This window comes from Rhodococcus sp. 14-2470-1a (assembly GCF_002259425.1).
In the GTDB taxonomy this organism is placed as follows: domain Bacteria; phylum Actinomycetota; class Actinomycetes; order Mycobacteriales; family Mycobacteriaceae; genus Rhodococcoides; species Rhodococcoides fascians_E.
This window is the reverse complement of the sequence record NZ_NPFZ01000031.1, coordinates 211,667-228,314: the sequence shown is the minus strand read 5'-3', so window position 1 is coordinate 228,314 and position 16,648 is coordinate 211,667. Positions and strand designations below refer to the sequence as shown.

Here is a 16,648-nt window from a genome sequence, read left to right as displayed (position 1 = left end):
GGGCAGTTCTCGAGATCAGGCGTCGACGCCGAAGGGGATGGTGAAACGAATGTCACCCTCGACGATGTCCCGCATGTCGGGAATGTCGTTGCGGAACTGCAGCGTTCGCTCCAGACCCATACCGAAGGCGAAGCCCGAGTACACCTCCGGGTCGATACCGCTGGCCCGCAGCACCTTCGGGTTGACCATTCCGCAGCCGCCCCACTCGACCCAGCCCGGCCCGCCCTTCTTCTTCGGGAACCAGACATCGACCTCGGCGGACGGCTCGGTGAACGGAAAGTAGTTGGGCCGCATACGAGTACGAGTCTCCTCGCCGAACAGCGCCCGAGCGAAAGCATCGAGCGTGCCGCGTAGGTTCGCCATCGTCAGACCCTTGTCGATTGCGAGGCCCTCGACCTGATGGAACACCGGGGTATGCGTTGTGTCCAGTTCGTCGGTGCGGAACGTCCGCCCAGGGCAGACGACGTAGATGGGCACCTCACGCGACAACATCGACCGCACCTGCACCGGCGACGTATGCGTACGAAGAACCTGGCGCGACCCCTCCGGTGCGATGTGGAACGTGTCCTGCATCGTTCGAGCAGGATGGTCCGGCAAGAAGTTCAAGGCGTCGAAATTGAAATGCTCGGTCTCGACCTCCGGGCCTTCCTCGACCTCCCACCCCATCGCAACGAACACGTCGGCAACTTGATCGGCAATGATCGTGATCGGGTGCCGAGCACCGACCGGACGACGCGTCGACGGCAGGGTCACGTCGATGGTCTCGGCGACGAGGATCGCGGCATCGCGCTCGGCGAGCAGAACCTCGCGGCGAGCATCGAAAGCCTTCTGTACGCGATCGCGCGCGACCTTCACTCGCTTACCGGCATCGGCCTTCCGATCACCCGGGATCGATCCCAGAGCACGCTGCGCCAACGCGAGCGGCGCCCGGTTGCCGATGTGCTCGATCTTCACCTGCGTCAACTCGTCCAGATCACGAGCAGCGGCAAAAGCCTTCTCGGCCCCGTCGGCGGCGGCATCGAGCGCAGCCGGCTCGAGCACGCTCGGATCTACCGGCTGGGCGTTGTCGGCTTCTTTCTTCGCCACGAGTGCTGCAACTCCTTGATGGTGTGGATTGATGTCCCTGAAGGACGATTCTAGGCGAGCGACAAAGTCATTTATGCCAGGACCTGCGCTGAGCTCGCGCGCTGGCGTAGAGGCAGATCGCCGCCGCCGTCGCCAGATTCAGGCTTTCGGCTCGGCCGTGAATCGGAATTCTGACGCGATGGTCCGCAGCCGCTGCAACCGCGGGTGCCAACCCGTGCGCTTCGTTGCCGAACAACCACGCCGTCGGTCGGCTCAGGAGCTCGTCCGCATCGTCGAGGTCCACATCACCGTCGGCTGCCGTCGCGAGAATCGTGACGCCGGCCGCACGCAGCGCATCGAGCCCGACGTTCACCGACCGCTCGCGAGCGATCGGGAGATGGAACACACTGCCCGCCGACGCACGAACGCACTTGCCGTTGTGCGGATCGACGGCATCTCCGAGCAGAATCACCGAGTCCGCACCCACTGCGTCGGCGACCCGTATGACAGTTCCGGCGTTGCCCGGTTCGGACACCTCCACAGGAACAGCCACCAGCTGCGGGGTTCCGGCGAGAGCCACCCGGACATCCACATCGACGGTGCGGCACACCGCAACCACCCCAGGCGGAGTCACCGTGTCCGACAGGCTCTTGGCGGCGCGTTCGGTGATCGCGTGGACCGGAACGCCCGTCGTACGCGCGAGGTCGAGCACGACACCGTTGCGGTCCGCCGAGTCCTCGCGAAAGAACACCTCGCGCGCGACGCCGGCGTGCAACGCCTCCGCGACGGAGTTGGTGCCCTCGGCGAGGAAAAGACCCGTCTTCTTTCGCTCGGAGGCGCGAAGGAGCTTCACAGCCGAAACGACCCGTGGCGTTCGCTCGGTGAGCGTGTCCACGGGTCGTTTCGGATCGAGATCGTCGTGCGTCAACCTACTCAGGCTGCTTCTCCGGCAGGAGCGTTGACGTCGGCAGGCAGTGCAGCCTTGGCGATCTCCACCAAGGAAGCGAATGCAGCAGCGTCCGAGACTGCGAGCTCGGCGAGGATCTTGCGATCGACCTCGACGCCTGCGGCCTTCAGACCCTGAACGAAGCGGTTGTACGTGATGTCGTTGGCGCGAGCTGCGGCGTTGATACGCGTGATCCACAGCTTGCGGAAGTCACCCTTGCGAGCCTTGCGGTCGCGGTATGCGTAGGTGAGCGAGTGGAGCTGCTGCTCCTTGGCCTTGGTGTACAGACGTGAGCGCTGTCCGCGGTAGCCCTTGGACGCTTCGAGAATCGAACGGCGCTTCTTCTGGGCGTTGACCGCCCTTTTTACGCGTGCCACTGGTAAATCCTGTCGATCTGGGGGCTAGTCACACAACCCCGAATGGTATGGGATGACGCCGGCGAAGTGCGCCGACTACGAAGTCCAGATCAGATGCCGAGCAGGCGCTTGATCCGCGGCTCGTCAGCCTTCGTGACGACTGCAACGCCGTCGAGACGGCGGGTCACCTTGGTGGCCTTGTGCTCCAGCAGGTGGCGACGGCCGGCCTTCTGACGCAGGATCTTGCCGCTGCCGGACACCTTGAATCGCTTCTTGGCGCCACTGTGGGTCTTCTGCTTGGGCATGGAGTCCTCAGTTCTGTGTTGCTCTTCGGTCTTGCTCGGCACGATCCGTGCCGGTGATCACCGGCACGGATCGTCTTACTGGTCGTGCTTGGTTCAGGAGCTCGGCGGCGTCGCCGCAGCCGGAGCATCTCCCGCTGCAGGCTCGGCAGGTGCGGGCTCGGCGGCCGGAGCCGGAGCTGCCGCACGCTGAGCCGGCGGAGCTGCCGCGCTCTCCTGCGCCTTGACGCGAGTCTTGGCACCCTTGTGAGGGGCAAGGACCATCGTCATGTTGCGTCCGTCCTGCTTCGCGGACGTTTCCACGAAGCCGAGATCAGCTACATCCGCTCCCAAACGCTGGAGCAGGCGGAAGCCGAGCTCGGGACGCGACTGCTCGCGTCCGCGGAACATGATGGTGACCTTGACCTTCGAGCCGGCTTCGAGGAAGCGAACGACGTTTCGCTTCTTGGTCTCGTAGTCGTGTGCGTCGATCTTCGGGCGGAGCTTCTGCTCCTTGATCACCGTCAGAGTCTGGTTCTTGCGCGATTCACGCGCCTTCTGTGCTGCCTCGTACTTGAACTTCCCGTAGTCCATGATCTTGCAGACCGGCGGACGAGCGTCGGGAGCCACTTCTACGAGATCGAGATCGGCTTCGAGAGCCAAGCGGAGTGCATCTTCAACACGCACGATGCCAACCTGTTCACCGCCCGGTCCGACTAGACGAACCTCGCGAACACGGATGTTGTCGTTAATGCGAGTCTCAGTGCTGATGGGGCCTCCTAGGTAGTGCGATGTGGGGTCGAGCCGACCGCCTGGCACAGCCCGCCTGCCCGCTTGTCCTACGACGACGGCGCCGCCGGGACGTCCATGCCTTGCGGCACTGACCCGTACAACACAAAAACCCTGCTCAGCATTTCCGCTGAAGCAGGGCCCGAAGTCGACCGGCCGGACGAACACCGCACGCGATGCACATCCCCTCTCGCGAGGAAGCTCGGCACTGCGCCTCTACGGCGCCTGTCCGAGTGACCGGACCGGAATCAACCTGAGCTGAAAGCCGGTGGGAGTCGGGCTCCACTTGCTGCCTTCGAGTAACAATCCCCAGCTGGAGAACGCGTCGAAGACGGTCGTTGAAGAACTGTACCAGCCGACCAGGCTGTTCGCCGAATCGGCGCTGGCGGACGCTGCTCACCATCGCCGTGACATCCTCGTAGACATGAGCAACCCCGAACATGCCGACGAGCCGGACGTCCGCGAACTCGCCGACGTCCCCGCCGTCGAGGTGATCAGCCGCGCCGCCGTGATGCTGATGAGCTCCGCAGCCGAAAAACTCGGACTGTCCGAAGCCGACCCCTCCTCGAGCCCCCACCTCGACCTCGACGAAGCCCGACGAGTCATCACCGCCCTCGCAGGACTCGTCACCTCCTCGGTCGAATACCTCGGACCCCACGCAGGCCCCATCCGCGAAGGACTCCAGGCACTGCAGAAAGCCTTCCGCGAAAACTCCGCCTACCCCGACGAGCCCGGCAAGGGTCCCGGCGAGAAATACACGGGGCCGGTGTACTGATCACCCGCTCCCTGTCGGACCGAACGTGCCGTCTGGTCACTTGAAGGGACTGAACGTGCCGTCTGGTCACTTGGAGGGACCGAATGTGCCGTTCGGTCACTTGAAGTGACTGAACGGCACATTCGCTCCGGAAAGAGCGGGAAGAACCGGAGCGAATGTGACGTTCGGTGCAGAGACGGTCGGGGAGGTCAGACGGCTGCGGCTTTGCGGGGACGCCGCTTCTTGACCGGTGCCTTCTTGGTTTCCTTCACAGGCTCGCGGGTGAGAGCCTCCTGCAGGAACTTGCCGGTGTAGCTCTCCGGCACTGCAGCGACCTCCTCGGGGTTGCCCTGGGCCACGACGGTGCCTCCGCCGGAACCGCCTTCCGGACCCATGTCGATGATCCAGTCCGACACCTTGATGACGTCGAGATTGTGCTCGATGACGATGACGGTGTTGCCTTTGTCCACCAGTCCGTTGACGACGCCGAGCAGTTTGCGGATGTCCTCGAAATGCAGGCCGGTCGTCGGTTCGTCGAGAATGTAGACGGTCCGACCGGTGGAGCGTTTCTGCAGCTCGGACGCCAGCTTCACTCGCTGCGCTTCACCACCGGACAGCGTGGTCGCCGGCTGACCGAGCCGGACGTAACCGAGGCCGACCTCGACCAAGGTCTTGAGGTAACGGTGGATGGACGTGATGGGCTCGAAGAACTCGGCTGCCTCTTCGATCGGCATGTCCAGTACTTCGGAGATGGTCTTTCCCTTGTAGTGCACTTCGAGTGTCTCGCGGTTGTAGCGAGCTCCGTTGCACACCTCGCACGGGACGTACACGTCGGGAAGGAAGTTCATTTCGATCTTCAGCGTCCCGTCGCCCGAGCATGCCTCGCACCGACCGCCCTTGACGTTGAACGAGAATCTGCCTGGTTGGTACCCGCGCACCTTCGCCTCGGTAGTGGCCGCGAACAACGTTCGGATCTTGTCGAACACACCGGTGTACGTGGCCGCATTGGAGCGGGGCGTGCGCCCGATGGGCGACTGGTCGACTCGCACCAGCTTGTCCAGCTGGTCGAGTCCGTTGATTCGCGTGTGCCGTCCGGGGACCTGTCGAGCACCGTTGAGCTTGTTCGCCATGACCGTCGCGAGAATGTCGTTCACGAGCGTCGACTTTCCCGATCCCGATACGCCGGTGACCGAGGTGAGCACACCGAGCGGGAAACTGACGTCGATGCCCTTGAGGTTGTGCTCGCGAGCACCGACGACGGTGACCTGACGCTTCTTGTCCACCACACGCCGGAGGTCGGGCAGCGGGATCTCGAGGCGACCCGCGAGGTAGGCACCCGTCAGGGACTCCTCGTTCTTCAGCAGGTCCTGGTAGGACCCGCTGTGTACGACGCGTCCGCCGTGCTCGCCCGCCTGCGGTCCGATGTCGACGACCCAGTCGGACGTACGGATGGTGTCCTCGTCGTGCTCGACGACGATCAGGGTGTTCCCGAGATCTCGTAGTCGTGTGAGGGTGTCGATGAGTCGACGGTTGTCCCGTTGGTGCAGGCCGATGGACGGCTCGTCGAGGACGTACAGGACGCCGACGAGACCGGATCCGATCTGCGTGGCGAGCCTGATGCGTTGAGCCTCTCCGCCGGAGAGGGAACCGGCTGCGCGGGACAGCGAGAGGTATTCGAGGCCGACGTCGAGCAGGAACCCGAGCCTGGCCTGGACCTCCCGAAGGACCTGACCTGCAATGGCCTCTTCCTTGGCCCCGAGGGTGAGGCTGTTCAGGAAGTCGGCGGTGTCGGAAATGGACAGACGGCAGACGTCGGCGATGGACTTCGCCCCGAATCCCCCGGCCTCGATGGTGACCGAGAGGATTTCCGGCCGAAGACGATCGCCACCGCACGCCGGGCACGGGACGTCACGCATGTACCCGTCGTAGCGTTCCTTCATCTGCTCGGATTCTGTCTGTTCCAGCCGGCGATGCAGGAAGGGCATGACGCCCTCGAACTCCGCGTAGTAAGAACGGGTACGCCCGTACCGGTTCTTGTACTTGACGTGCACTTGGTGCTCGCTGCCCTCCAGGACAGCGCGCTTCACCTTCGCGGGCAGCTTGTTCCAGGGCGCGTCCAGGTCGAAGCCCATTGCGTCCGACAACCCGGACAGCAGCCGACCGAAGTACTCCGATGTCTGGCCCATCGACCACGGCGCAATGGCACCGTCGGCCAAGGACAGATCCGGGTCCGGTACCACCAGATCCGGGTCGACCTCCTTGCGCACACCGAGCCCGAGGCACTCCGAACACGCGCCGTAGGGCGAGTTGAACGAGAACGACCGGGGCTCGAGATCGTCGATCGACAGCGGATGCGCGTTGGGGCAGGCCAACTTCTCGGAGAAGCGACGCTCGCGATCGGGCGAGTTCTCGTCGATGTCGACGAAATCCAGGACGACGATCCCGTCGGCGAGGCGTAGCGCCGTCTCGACCGAGTCCGTCAACCGCTGCTTCGAACTGGCTTTCACCGTGAGGCGGTCGACCACGACCTCGATGTCGTGCTTTTCCTGCTTCTTGAGCTTGGGGGGATCGGTCAACTGGTGCACCACGCCGTCGACGCGGACTCGCGAGTAGCCCTGGGTGTTCAGCGACTCGAACAGGTCGACGAATTCGCCCTTGCGGGTACGGACAACCGGAGCGAGCACCTGGAACTTGATGCCCTCCTCCATCGCGAGCACCTGGTCCACGATTTGCTGAGGTGTCTGCTTGGCGATCTTCTCCCCACACACCGGGCAGTGAGCCGTGCCGGCGCGCGCGAAGAGCAGACGTAGATAGTCGTACACCTCGGTGATGGTGCCGACGGTCGAGCGCGGGTTGCGGTTGGTCGACTTCTGATCGATGGACACCGCGGGCGACAGACCCTCGATGAAATCGACGTCCGGCTTGTCCATCTGACCGAGGAACTGACGGGCATAGGCAGACAGCGATTCGACGTAGCGTCGCTGACCTTCCGCGAAAATGGTGTCGAACGCCAGCGACGACTTACCCGAACCCGAGAGCCCGGTGAAGACCACGAGACTGTTGCGCGGCAGGTCGATATCGACCCCCCGCAGGTTGTGTTCCCGCGCACCTCGAACGACCAGGCGATCCGCCACAATTTTCCCTTCTTTTCGGAAGTCTTCGAACATCGGACGCCGATACCGACGACTCTCGGGTACCACCGACCGAACCGATCCAACCGATGCTGTTGTGATGCACACGTGAAGATCCAGTTCACGCACGAGCAATGCTAGGCCGACCCACCGACACGTTTGCTCGGCGCCGCAGCACTCGGTGGCTACGCAAGGCCCAGGACTTACACAGGGTCGAACAGGCAACGTGCTCGCGCCGACGGTAGCCTCCTCGCAATGGACGAGCACCTCATGGTCATCGACGACCAGTACACCGGCGCGGTTTCCCCGGGATCGACGCCTCAGCGACGGCAGATCTCCGGCGGCACGATCACGAAGATGTCGGTCGGCCCGATGGACAACAACTCCTACCTCGTCGTTTGTTCCACCAGCGGCGAGTCGCTTCTCATCGACGCCGCCAACGAGGCCGAGCGCCTGTCACAGCTCATCGACGAGAACGCGCCGACCCTGAGCTTGATCGTCACGACTCACCAGCATGCGGATCACTGGCAGGCGCTCGAGGACATCGCAGGCGGAACGGCGTCGCCCACGGCTGCACACACCTTGGATGCGGAACCGCTGCCGGTCACCCCGGACCGCCTGTTGGCCGACGGCGACACCATCGAGGTGGGCAGCCTCACACTGAAAGCGATTCACCTGCGTGGTCACACACCCGGGTCCATCGCGCTCGCTCTCACGGACGGCAAGTCCGGTGTCACGCATCTCTTCACCGGCGACTCGTTGTTCCCCGGCGGTGTCGGAAAGACCTCCACACCCGAGGATTTCACGCAGTTGCTCGACGACGTCTCGTCGAAACTGTTCGACGAGTACGGGGACGACACCGTCGTCTATCCAGGGCACGGCAAGGACACCACGCTCGGCGCCGAGCGTGGATCGCTGGACGAGTGGCGCTCGCGCGGCTGGTGATCTTCTCGGCGCGCTTGAGATGCCCGAACCCCGGGTATGGATACGGTGGAGCGGCGCAGGCACCTGTCCTCGGAGGGGTGTCCGCGTCGAACATCGACGTTCATCGACCCATCCAGGAGGCTGTCAATGCTGGTCCGCCGTATCGCTCGTCCGCTGATGTCGACCATCTTCATCGCCGGAGGGATCGACGCGCTGCGTAACCCCGCCGGGAAGGCGAAGGTTGCGGCACCCCTGATCGAGCAGGGGCAGGACACACTTCCTGACAGCGTCACATCGAACGTGCCGAGCGATCCCGAGACCCTCGTCCGCATCAACGGCGCGATTCAGGTCGGCGGTGGAATCCTCCTGGCGACGGGCAAGGCCCCGCGGATCGCGTCGCTCGCTCTGGCAGGCAGCCTCGTGCCCACCACTGTCGCGGGCCACGCCTTTTGGAACGAGACCGATCCCGCCGCGAAGGCCGCACAGCGCACCCAGTTCTTCAAGAACGTCAGCTTGCTCGGTGGTCTTCTGATCGCCGCCGTCGACACCGAGGGCAAGCCGTCCCTCGCATGGCGTGGACGTAGGGCTGCACGCAAGGCGCAGGAATCCGTCGTCTCGGCATTGCCGGGGACTCACGACACCGCCGACCACCTCGGTGCCGCCACCGGCCGCATCCGCGAGATCGCGTCGGTGGCTGCGAGCCGTAGCGCGGACCTCGCCGAGGCAGCACAGCCGGTCGTCTCGAAGTGGGCCGACGTCGCTGCCGAGAAGAGTTCCGATCTCGCCGAGGCAGCACAGCCCGTCGTGTCGCACTGGGCCGACGTCGCGGCGGACAAGGGATCCGACTTCGCCGACGCCGCCCAGCCGGTCATCTCACGATGGGCGCACAAGGCCGCAGATCGGGGCCACGACCTCGCCGAGGTCGCGCAGAAGCGCGGCTCGAAGCTCGCCGAGGAAGCAGCCGATCGTGGACAGGATCTTGCGAAGGTCGCGCAGAAGCGCGGTTCCAAGTGGGCCGAGACGGCCGCCGATCGCAGCGAGGAACTGACCGAACTCGCTCAGAAGCGAGGCTCGAAACTCGCGAAGAAGGCACAGAAGCGTGGTTCGCAGCTGGCCGAGGAAGCAGCGGACCGCGGCGCAGAACTGGCCGAGCTCGCCCAGAAGCGCGGCTCGAAGTGGGCCGAGACCGCCGCCGATCGCGGTGCAGACCTCGTTGATGCTGCCCAGGACCGAAGCGGAAAATGGGCCGACGTGGCGTCGGCGCGTGCGGCGGAGTTCGCCGACGTCGCTCAGGAACGCGGAAGCAAACTGGCGGAGCTGGCTGCGGACCGCACGGAGACCCTGAGCAACCGCGCACGCAAGCGCGCGGAGAAGCAGAGCCGTGAGTTCGACAAGGCAACCGAGAAGGCTCGCGCGAAGCTGGACAAGAAGGTCGAGAAGGCGCGCAAGGAGCTCGACAAGCGCGTGCAGAAGTACTCCAAGTAGGTCGAACCGACCCGAGAGCCCCATCCGCGAGCAGCAGTTCTGCGGTGGGGCTCTCGTTCGTCGTAGACTACTTGGGCGATTTTCGCGCATCTATTCGCCGAACTCCCGAGGAGAACCTTTGCCGGACGACGGCCTTTCGGTCACCAGCGATCAGCACGTGACCGACCAGGATCGCGAGCAGTCCTACGTCACAATGCTCTACGACCAACTCGACGCCCTACGGAAGTACGCGCAGAATCGGCTCAGCACCGTCTTGCTCGAAACCGGGGGCACACCGCAGGCGCGAAGTGAACGGGAATCGTTCACGCATCTCTACACCGACGACATCGCGAAGTACGACGCCGCCGAGAACGGCCTGTGCTTCGGACGGATCGACCTGTCCACCGACGGTGACGACTCGCCGGTCCGCTACGTCGGCCGTGTCGGGATTCTCGACGAGGCCAACGACTACGAAACCCTGCTGCTCGACTGGCGTGCGCCCATGGCCCGCCCGTTCTACCTCGCCACGCCTGCTGCGCCGGAGAACGTGCTTCGTCGGCGCCACATCCGTACGAGGAGTCGTCGGGTCACGTCTTTGGCCGACGAGTACCTCGATCTCGCCGCCGCGCAGGAAGTCGGCCTGAGTTCCGATTCCACCGGTGTCGCCGGCGAGAGCGCGTTGTTGTCGGCTCTGGACGCGGCCCGCACGGGGCAGATGAACGACATCGTCGAGACGATTCAGAGCGAACAGGACGCCATCATTCGCTCCGAGCACCGCAGTGTGCTGGTGGTGCAGGGAGGGCCCGGTACCGGTAAGACCGCCGTGGCACTTCACCGTGCCGCGTACTTGCTCTACACCTATCGTCAGCAGCTCGCCAAGAGCGGTGTGCTGATCATCGGGCCGAACGCCACATTCTTGGACTACATCGGCCAAGTACTCCCCTCGCTCGGCGAGACCGGAGTGCTGCTCTCCACCATCGGCAACCTCTACCCGGGGGTGCGGGCGACGCTCGAGGACTCCACACTCGCTGCACAGGTCAAGGGATCGACGTCGATGGTCGCGGTGCTCACCAAGGCGGTACGCGATCGCCAAGAGGTGCCGTCGGAACCGAAGCGACTGCGTTTCGACACCTACGACATCACCCTCGACCGCAAGATCGTCACCCGTGCTCGGGGCCGGGCCAGATCGTCGCGGCGGCCCCACAACCTGGCGCGGCCGCTGTTCGTGGCGTCCGTCGTGGACGGGCTCGCACAACAACTGGCGGCGAAGTTGGGTGAGAACGTGGTCGACGGTGGCAGCCTTCTCAGCCGGGACGACATCGCCGACATGCGGGACGAGATGAAGGAAGACGCCGACGTCATGGCGGCGATCGACGAGCTGTGGCCGGATCTCACTCCCCAGCAAGTACTCCGAGACCTGTTCGCTTCCCCGGACCGGATCGCGTCGGCTGCGCCGGACCTCACCCCCGCGGAGCGTGACGCATTGGTCCGACGCGGACGCGGATTCTCGTCCGCCGACGCACCGTTGCTGGACGAACTCGCCGAATTGCTCGGCATCGACGACAACGCGGAACGCGAACAAGCAAATCGTCAGTGGCGCAACCAAATCGCCGACGCGCAGGGAGCACTGGACATCCTCACGGGGTCCGCACCGCAGGATCTCGAAGACGAGCTCGACCCCGAAATTCTGATGGCATACGACCTGATCGACGCGAGTCAGCTCGCCAGCCGACAGGACTCCGGGGCACGTCTCACCACGGCCGAACGCGCCGCCGGTGACCGCACCTGGACGTACGGGCACGTCATCGTCGACGAGGCTCAGGAACTGTCCGACATGGCGTGGCGAATGGTCATGCGGCGCATACCGAATCGGTGGATGACCCTCGTCGGAGACGTAGCTCAGACCGGCGACCCCGCCGGTACCACGTCGTGGGCTCGAGTACTGGAACCGTATGTCGCACAGCGGTGGAAGAAGACGGAGCTGACGGTCAACTACCGAACGCCGTCGGAAATCATGACCGTCGCCCGTGACGTTCTCGCGGTCATCGACCCGGTTCAGTCGGTGCCACGATCGGTACGAGATTCCGGCAATGTGCCGTGGGCGCAGGAAGTCGCCGAGACCTCGTTGCCGCGCACCGTCGAACAGCGTCTTGCCGAGCACCCACGCCCAGGCATCAGCGTCGTGCTGGCACCCCACGACAGAGTCGACACGTTCGCGCATCTGAGATCGGACACCGTGACGGTGTCGACGGTCAAGGACGCGAAGGGACTGGAATTCGACTCGGTTCTCATCGTCGAGCCCTCGGACATCGTCGACGAATCCCCCATGGGCATGAGTGATCTCTACGTCGCTCTGACGCGCGCGACGCAGCGTCTGGGTGTCGTGCACAGCCGTCCGCTGCCCGTCGAACTCCGCTCGCTCGCACCGTTCGAGGCCCTCGTCCACTGACCCACGCAGTGCCTGACCGCACGACTGTGGCCCGGCGGACAGTCCGCCGGGCCACAGTGATCTCGTCTACCTGACGGTGTGAACGATGAGGACGTCGCTGGTGGACTTCCTCGCTGCGTCGGACGGGACGGAACCCAGCAACCGACCGGTCAGCGAATTGAGTCCGCGGTTTCCGACGACGAGCAGATCCCCCTTCACATCGTCGACCAGCTGAAGCAAGGACTCGACGGGGGCGCCGACGATCGCACGCTCGTCGATGTTCTTCGCGCCTGCCTTGACCGCATGCTCACGCGCGGTCCGGAGGATTTCGTGCGTCGGAGCGGAACCGGTGATCTGGTACGCATCCTCGCGCAACGCATCGGCTGCCTTGCCTGTGTCCTTGGGATCGGCCGGATAGTAAGCGCAGGCGATCACCAGCGTCGCGTCCGCGTCGCCGGCGATCGACGCAGCCTTCTCCACTGCGCGCAATGACGACTCGGACCCATCGGTTCCGACGACGACGGTGCGATAGGCACTCATTCATTCCTCCAGTTGTAGGTGTTCTGTCACACATTCGACGATGCTTCTACGGGTGCGGTCGTGGTCGATCACAAGCCGATCTGCCCGTCCCCGTACCCGTTTCGATGACCCTATCTGCATCCGCCGGATGTGAGGCGGAGTTCGCCGACAACACGACTCTCGAGCCTCACATACATTGGTTCACATGCACATCCCCCGGCCGCTTCGGTCGCCCGGAACCGCCGCGTTCGCCGTACTTCTCGTTGCGATCGTTCTGGCTGTCTCGATCTTCTTCGTATTCCGCTCCCCTGCCTCCCAGGATGCGGCGTCCCCCCTCGACACGAGGATCACCGTACCGGAGGCCCCGGGCAGTGCCGAGACGATCGATCTGGATGCCCGCCTGTACGTGCCCGAGGTGACGCCCGCGCCTGCCGTGCTGCTGGCCCACGGATTCGGCGGCGACAAACTGTCGGTCGACGGCCAAGCTCGCTCGCTTGCCGCTGACGGTTTTCTCGTGCTCACCTACAGTGCACGCGGCTTCGGTGACAGCGGAGGAGCAATTTCCCTCAACGACCCGGACGGTGAAGTCGCGGACGGCCGCGCATTGATCGACTGGCTCGCCGAGCGGCCCGAAACTCTCCTCGATGGCCCCGGCGATCCACGTGTCGGTGTCGCGGGAGGTTCGTACGGTGGCGCGCTCGCCCTGAGTGTCGCCGGAACCGATCCACGCATCGACGCGGTCGCCGCAGCCATCACGTGGAACGACCTCGGCCAGGCCCTGTTCCCCAACTACGGCGTCACCAGCGACGAAGCACGCGCCTCACTGGCCGCGATCGACTCACCCGCCGGATCCGTGTACGGAGGACCCGGTGTCCTCAAACGAGGATGGGCGGGCGTGTTCTTCGGCGCCGGAAGCACGCCGCCGCCGGACACCAGCGGCGGCGCCGACGCGACCTCGACGGGCTGCGGCCGTTTCGCGCCCGAATTCTGTGCCGCGTACGCGCAGTCTGCGGTGACCGGAGAGCCGACACCCGAACTACTCGCTCTCCTCAGCGCGCACTCACCCGCAGCCGTCGCGTCGAACATCACAGCCCCGACGCTTCTCGTGCAGGGTCTGCAGGACACGCTGTTCGGACTCGACCAGGCCGACACGACCGCCCGCCAGATCTCGGAGGCCGGCGGTGACGTGGAGGTCCGGTGGTTCGGCGGTGGGCACGACGGGGGCGGAACCAACGGCGGCTCCGACAACGCGATGAAGGACTTCCTCGACGCGAAGCTCCGCGGCACGGACGCCGCCGAGAGCAGCGAACAACCGTTCAACTATGCCGTACAAGGATCCGCCGTCGAACAGGAACGAGCGCGGAACCGCCGGATGACCGCCCCGGACTACCCAGGCCTCGCGGGCGACCCGAAGCCGTCGTCGGCACAATTCGTCGATGTCGATCTGTCCCCGAAATCCGCGGCCACCGCGGACGGCGCGGACGGCGCGCAAGAGGATCCTTCGGCGCAGGCCCCTCCTCCGGCCGAGCAGACCATCGTGAGGCCACCGGGCGCATCCCCGTCGGCGATCTCGTCCGTCCCCGGTCTCGGTTCGGCTCTGTCCGCCCTGACCGCTACTCCGGCGGGTGCTGCGCTGTCGGCCGACATTCCCGGTCAGTCGGCCACGTTCGAGGGCACGCCACTCGCCGAACCACTCAACATCACAGGCTCGTCGCGTGTGAATCTCCGCATCGGTGCATTCGCTCAGCCCCAGGAAGCAGTTGTCTTCGTCAAGCTCTACGACGTCGCGCCCGACGGTCGCCGCACGCTTCCCGGTGGCGGCGTCGCTGCCGTGAGACTGCCGAGTACCGCCACGGAAGGGTCGATCCCCGTCACCGTCACGCTGCCGGGCATCAGCTATGCAGTTCCACAGGGCCACCACATCGAGATCTCCGTGTCGACGACCGATCAGGCCTACGCGGTCCCGCTCGAGCCGGCCCAATTCGTCGTGTCCCTCGACGACCCGACCCTGTCGGTCCCGTCCGTCGAAGGCACGTCGACGAGCAGCAGTTCCGTGCCGACGGCTCCGCTCGTCGGTATCGGTGTGATCGCACTCGCGGTGGCCGCGCTGATCGGCGTCAACGTCGTTCGGGGACGCCGCAGGATCGTCGCCGAGGTCGACGAGTCACTCGTCGAGACACCTCTTGTCATCACCGGACTCGAGAAGACCTACTCCAACGGGTTCAAAGCCGTGAACGGCGTGGGCTTCGAGGTGAAGAAGGGCCAGGTGCTGGGTCTCCTCGGTCCGAACGGGGCAGGCAAGACGACGACACTGCGCATGCTCATGGGTCTCATTACTCCGACCGCGGGTGAAATCCGGGTGTTCGGACACAAGGTGTCACCAGGATCGCCGGTGTTGTCCCGCCTCGGATCCTTCGTCGAAGGATCCGGCTTCCTCCCACACCTCAGCGGCAAGGAGAACCTGCGGCTGTACTGGCAGGCGACCGGTAGACCGCCCGAGGACGCCCACCTGGAGGAGGCGTTGGAGATCGCCGATCTCGGCGCCGCCATCGAACGCAAGGTGAAGTCCTACAGCCAAGGCATGCGGCAACGTCTGGCCATCGCGCAAGCGATGCTGGGACTACCGGACCTGATGGTCCTCGACGAACCCACCAACGGTCTCGATCCGCCCCAGATCCGCACGATGCGTGACGTCCTGATCAACTACGCGAAGACAGGACGTACCGTGCTGGTTTCGAGCCACCTGCTGGCCGAGGTCGAACAGACATGCACCCACGTCGTGGTCATGAACCGCGGCTCGGTCATCAGCTCCGGCACCGTCCGCGAACTGACCGAAGCCAAAGGCCAGACCGAAGTGCGCGTCGACGACGCAGAGCGCGCCGCGCGCGTTCTCGAACGGCTCGACCTGCACCCAGCCGTCGTCGACGACACGACACTCCGAGTCGACCTCGGCGCGCTCGACCCTGCACGGGTCACCCGGGCGCTGTTCGACGACGGGCTGCAGCTTCGCGGCCTCTCGCAGTCGACGCGACTCGAAGACGTGTTCCTCGACCTCGTCCACAACGACGCCCTGCCCGCGGCGTCGACGAAGGAGACCCCATGAGCGCGGCGTCGACCAAGGAGACCCCATGAGCGCGCATTCGGATGGACGAGTGGACGGCTACGCGGCTGGAAAGACGCTCCCGTTCCGGACCGAACTGCGACGCCAGTTCGGGCGACGTCGGACACAGCTCTCGATCGGATTTCTCGCCCTGCTCCCGGTGATCCTGGCGATCGCGTTCGCGGTGGGCAGCAACTCGGCGGACTCCGATGCAGGCGGCCTCATCGAGCTCGGCACGCGCGGAGGCGTCAACTTCACCGTGTTCGCACTGTTCATGTCCGTCGGATTTCTGCTCATCGTCGTCGTCGCGCTGTTCTTCGGCGATTCGGTGGCCAGCGAGGCGTCCTGGTCGTCACTCCGATATCTGCTGGCGATCCCGGTTCCGCGCACACGCCTGCTGATGCAGAAAGCGTTGGTGTCCGCAACGCTGTCCATCGCGGCGATCGTCACGCTGGTAGTGGTGTCCCTAGCCCTCGGCACGGTGCTGTACGGCGCCGAACCACTGGTGACACCGTTCGGCGACGGCTTGTCCTACACCGAGGCTCTGGGCCGCTTGGCGATTGCCGTGCTCTACATCTGCATCAACCTGTTGTGGGTCGCGGGCCTGGCGATGTTGCTCTCGGTCCTGACCGATGCACCGCTCGGAGCCGTCGGCGGCGCGGTGATGACCTCCATCCTGATGCAGATCCTCGACCAGATCACCGCCCTCGGCTCGCTGCGCAATTACCTGCCGGGTCATTACGCGAACACGTGGATCGACGCATTGTCGCCCACGATCGAATGGAACGACATGGTCGTCGGATCCTTCTCGGCCCTTGCCTACGCGGCGGTCTTCGGAGTTGCGGCCTGGCAGCGATTCTCGACGAAGGACATCACCAGCTGACCGACACC

At 64.9% G+C, this 16,648-nt stretch carries 13 protein-coding genes; 6 read left to right on the top strand and 7 right to left on the bottom strand.

Features of this window, described 5'->3' with window-relative positions; translation table 11 throughout:
* Positions 1-15 precede the first annotated feature (15 nt).
* The 5 genes from pheS to infC all read right to left on the bottom strand — a co-directional run bounded on the left by pheS (position 16) and on the right by infC (position 3,467).
* Complete coding sequence (gene pheS / locus CH292_RS20835) at positions 16-1,086, bottom strand: phenylalanine--tRNA ligase subunit alpha (RefSeq protein ID WP_020112048.1); 1,071 nt, start codon at positions 1,084-1,086, stop codon at positions 16-18.
* 67 nt (positions 1,087-1,153) lie between these two features.
* Positions 1,154-1,960, bottom strand: coding sequence for an RNA methyltransferase (locus tag CH292_RS20830; protein WP_179278029.1), 807 nt, complete (start codon positions 1,958-1,960; stop codon positions 1,154-1,156).
* Between the two features lie 38 nt (positions 1,961-1,998).
* Positions 1,999-2,388, bottom strand: a complete 390-nt coding sequence (gene rplT, locus CH292_RS20825; protein WP_019665808.1) for a 50S ribosomal protein L20 — start codon at positions 2,386-2,388, stop codon at positions 1,999-2,001.
* 89 nt (positions 2,389-2,477) lie between these two features.
* The gene (gene rpmI, locus CH292_RS20820; protein WP_019665809.1) at positions 2,478-2,672 is read right to left on the bottom strand and encodes a 50S ribosomal protein L35; all 195 of its coding nucleotides are present in this window, start codon (positions 2,670-2,672) and stop codon (positions 2,478-2,480) included.
* Between the two features lie 93 nt (positions 2,673-2,765).
* Positions 2,766-3,467 carry a translation initiation factor IF-3 gene (gene infC, locus CH292_RS20815; RefSeq protein ID WP_020112045.1) on the bottom strand — a complete coding sequence of 234 codons (702 nt, stop codon included), beginning with the start codon at positions 3,465-3,467 and terminating at the stop codon, positions 2,766-2,768.
* 394 nt (positions 3,468-3,861) lie between these two features.
* On the opposite strand from infC, the gene CH292_RS20810 reads away from it, so the two are divergent.
* Positions 3,862-4,212 (top strand): DUF1844 domain-containing protein, encoded by a 351-nt coding sequence (locus CH292_RS20810; protein WP_026347894.1) that lies wholly within the window; start codon positions 3,862-3,864, stop codon positions 4,210-4,212.
* A 188-nt stretch (positions 4,213-4,400) separates the two neighbouring features.
* On the opposite strand, the gene uvrA is transcribed toward CH292_RS20810, so the two are convergent.
* The gene (uvrA, locus tag CH292_RS20805; protein ID WP_019665812.1) at positions 4,401-7,325 is read right to left on the bottom strand and encodes an excinuclease ABC subunit UvrA; all 2,925 of its coding nucleotides are present in this window, start codon (positions 7,323-7,325) and stop codon (positions 4,401-4,403) included.
* A gap of 252 nt (positions 7,326-7,577) precedes the next feature.
* Here uvrA and CH292_RS20800 point away from each other — a divergent pair, with 252 nt between their 5' ends.
* The 3 genes from CH292_RS20800 to CH292_RS20790 all read left to right on the top strand — a co-directional run bounded on the left by CH292_RS20800 (position 7,578) and on the right by CH292_RS20790 (position 12,159).
* Positions 7,578-8,267, top strand: coding sequence for an MBL fold metallo-hydrolase (locus tag CH292_RS20800; protein WP_033188601.1), 690 nt, complete (start codon positions 7,578-7,580; stop codon positions 8,265-8,267).
* A 126-nt stretch (positions 8,268-8,393) separates the two neighbouring features.
* Positions 8,394-9,731, top strand: coding sequence for a DoxX family protein (locus CH292_RS20795; protein ID WP_019665814.1), 1,338 nt, complete (start codon positions 8,394-8,396; stop codon positions 9,729-9,731).
* A gap of 118 nt (positions 9,732-9,849) precedes the next feature.
* Positions 9,850-12,159 (top strand): ATP-binding domain-containing protein, encoded by a 2,310-nt coding sequence (locus CH292_RS20790; protein ID WP_094655596.1) that lies wholly within the window; start codon positions 9,850-9,852, stop codon positions 12,157-12,159.
* Positions 12,160-12,225: 66 nt separating this feature from the next.
* Here CH292_RS20790 and CH292_RS20785 read toward each other — a convergent pair whose 3' ends face one another.
* Complete coding sequence (locus CH292_RS20785; protein WP_094655595.1) at positions 12,226-12,678, bottom strand: universal stress protein; 453 nt, start codon at positions 12,676-12,678, stop codon at positions 12,226-12,228.
* A 184-nt stretch (positions 12,679-12,862) separates the two neighbouring features.
* On the opposite strand from CH292_RS20785, the gene CH292_RS20780 reads away from it, so the two are divergent.
* Positions 12,863-15,760, top strand: a complete 2,898-nt coding sequence (locus tag CH292_RS20780; RefSeq protein ID WP_094655594.1) for an alpha/beta fold hydrolase — start codon at positions 12,863-12,865, stop codon at positions 15,758-15,760.
* A gap of 25 nt (positions 15,761-15,785) precedes the next feature.
* The gene (locus CH292_RS20775; RefSeq protein ID WP_094655593.1) at positions 15,786-16,640 is read left to right on the top strand and encodes an ABC transporter permease; all 855 of its coding nucleotides are present in this window, start codon (positions 15,786-15,788) and stop codon (positions 16,638-16,640) included.
* Positions 16,641-16,648: the final 8 nt, after the last annotated feature.

Excerpts from the sequence above, each read along its gene's own strand:
- rpmI (WP_019665809.1), bottom strand. The coding sequence starts at position 2,672 with ATGCCCAAGCAGAAGACCCACAGTGGCGCCAAGAAGCGATTCAAGGTG.
- CH292_RS20810 (WP_026347894.1), top strand. The coding sequence starts at position 3,862 with ATGAGCAACCCCGAACATGCCGACGAGCCGGACGTCCGCGAACTCGCC.
- CH292_RS20800 (WP_033188601.1), top strand. The coding sequence starts at position 7,578 with ATGGACGAGCACCTCATGGTCATCGACGACCAGTACACCGGCGCGGTT.
- CH292_RS20795 (WP_019665814.1), top strand. The coding sequence starts at position 8,394 with ATGCTGGTCCGCCGTATCGCTCGTCCGCTGATGTCGACCATCTTCATC.
- CH292_RS20785 (WP_094655595.1), bottom strand. The coding sequence starts at position 12,678 with ATGAGTGCCTATCGCACCGTCGTCGTCGGAACCGATGGGTCCGAGTCG.
- CH292_RS20780 (WP_094655594.1), top strand. The coding sequence starts at position 12,863 with ATGCACATCCCCCGGCCGCTTCGGTCGCCCGGAACCGCCGCGTTCGCC.
- CH292_RS20775 (WP_094655593.1), top strand. The coding sequence starts at position 15,786 with ATGAGCGCGCATTCGGATGGACGAGTGGACGGCTACGCGGCTGGAAAG.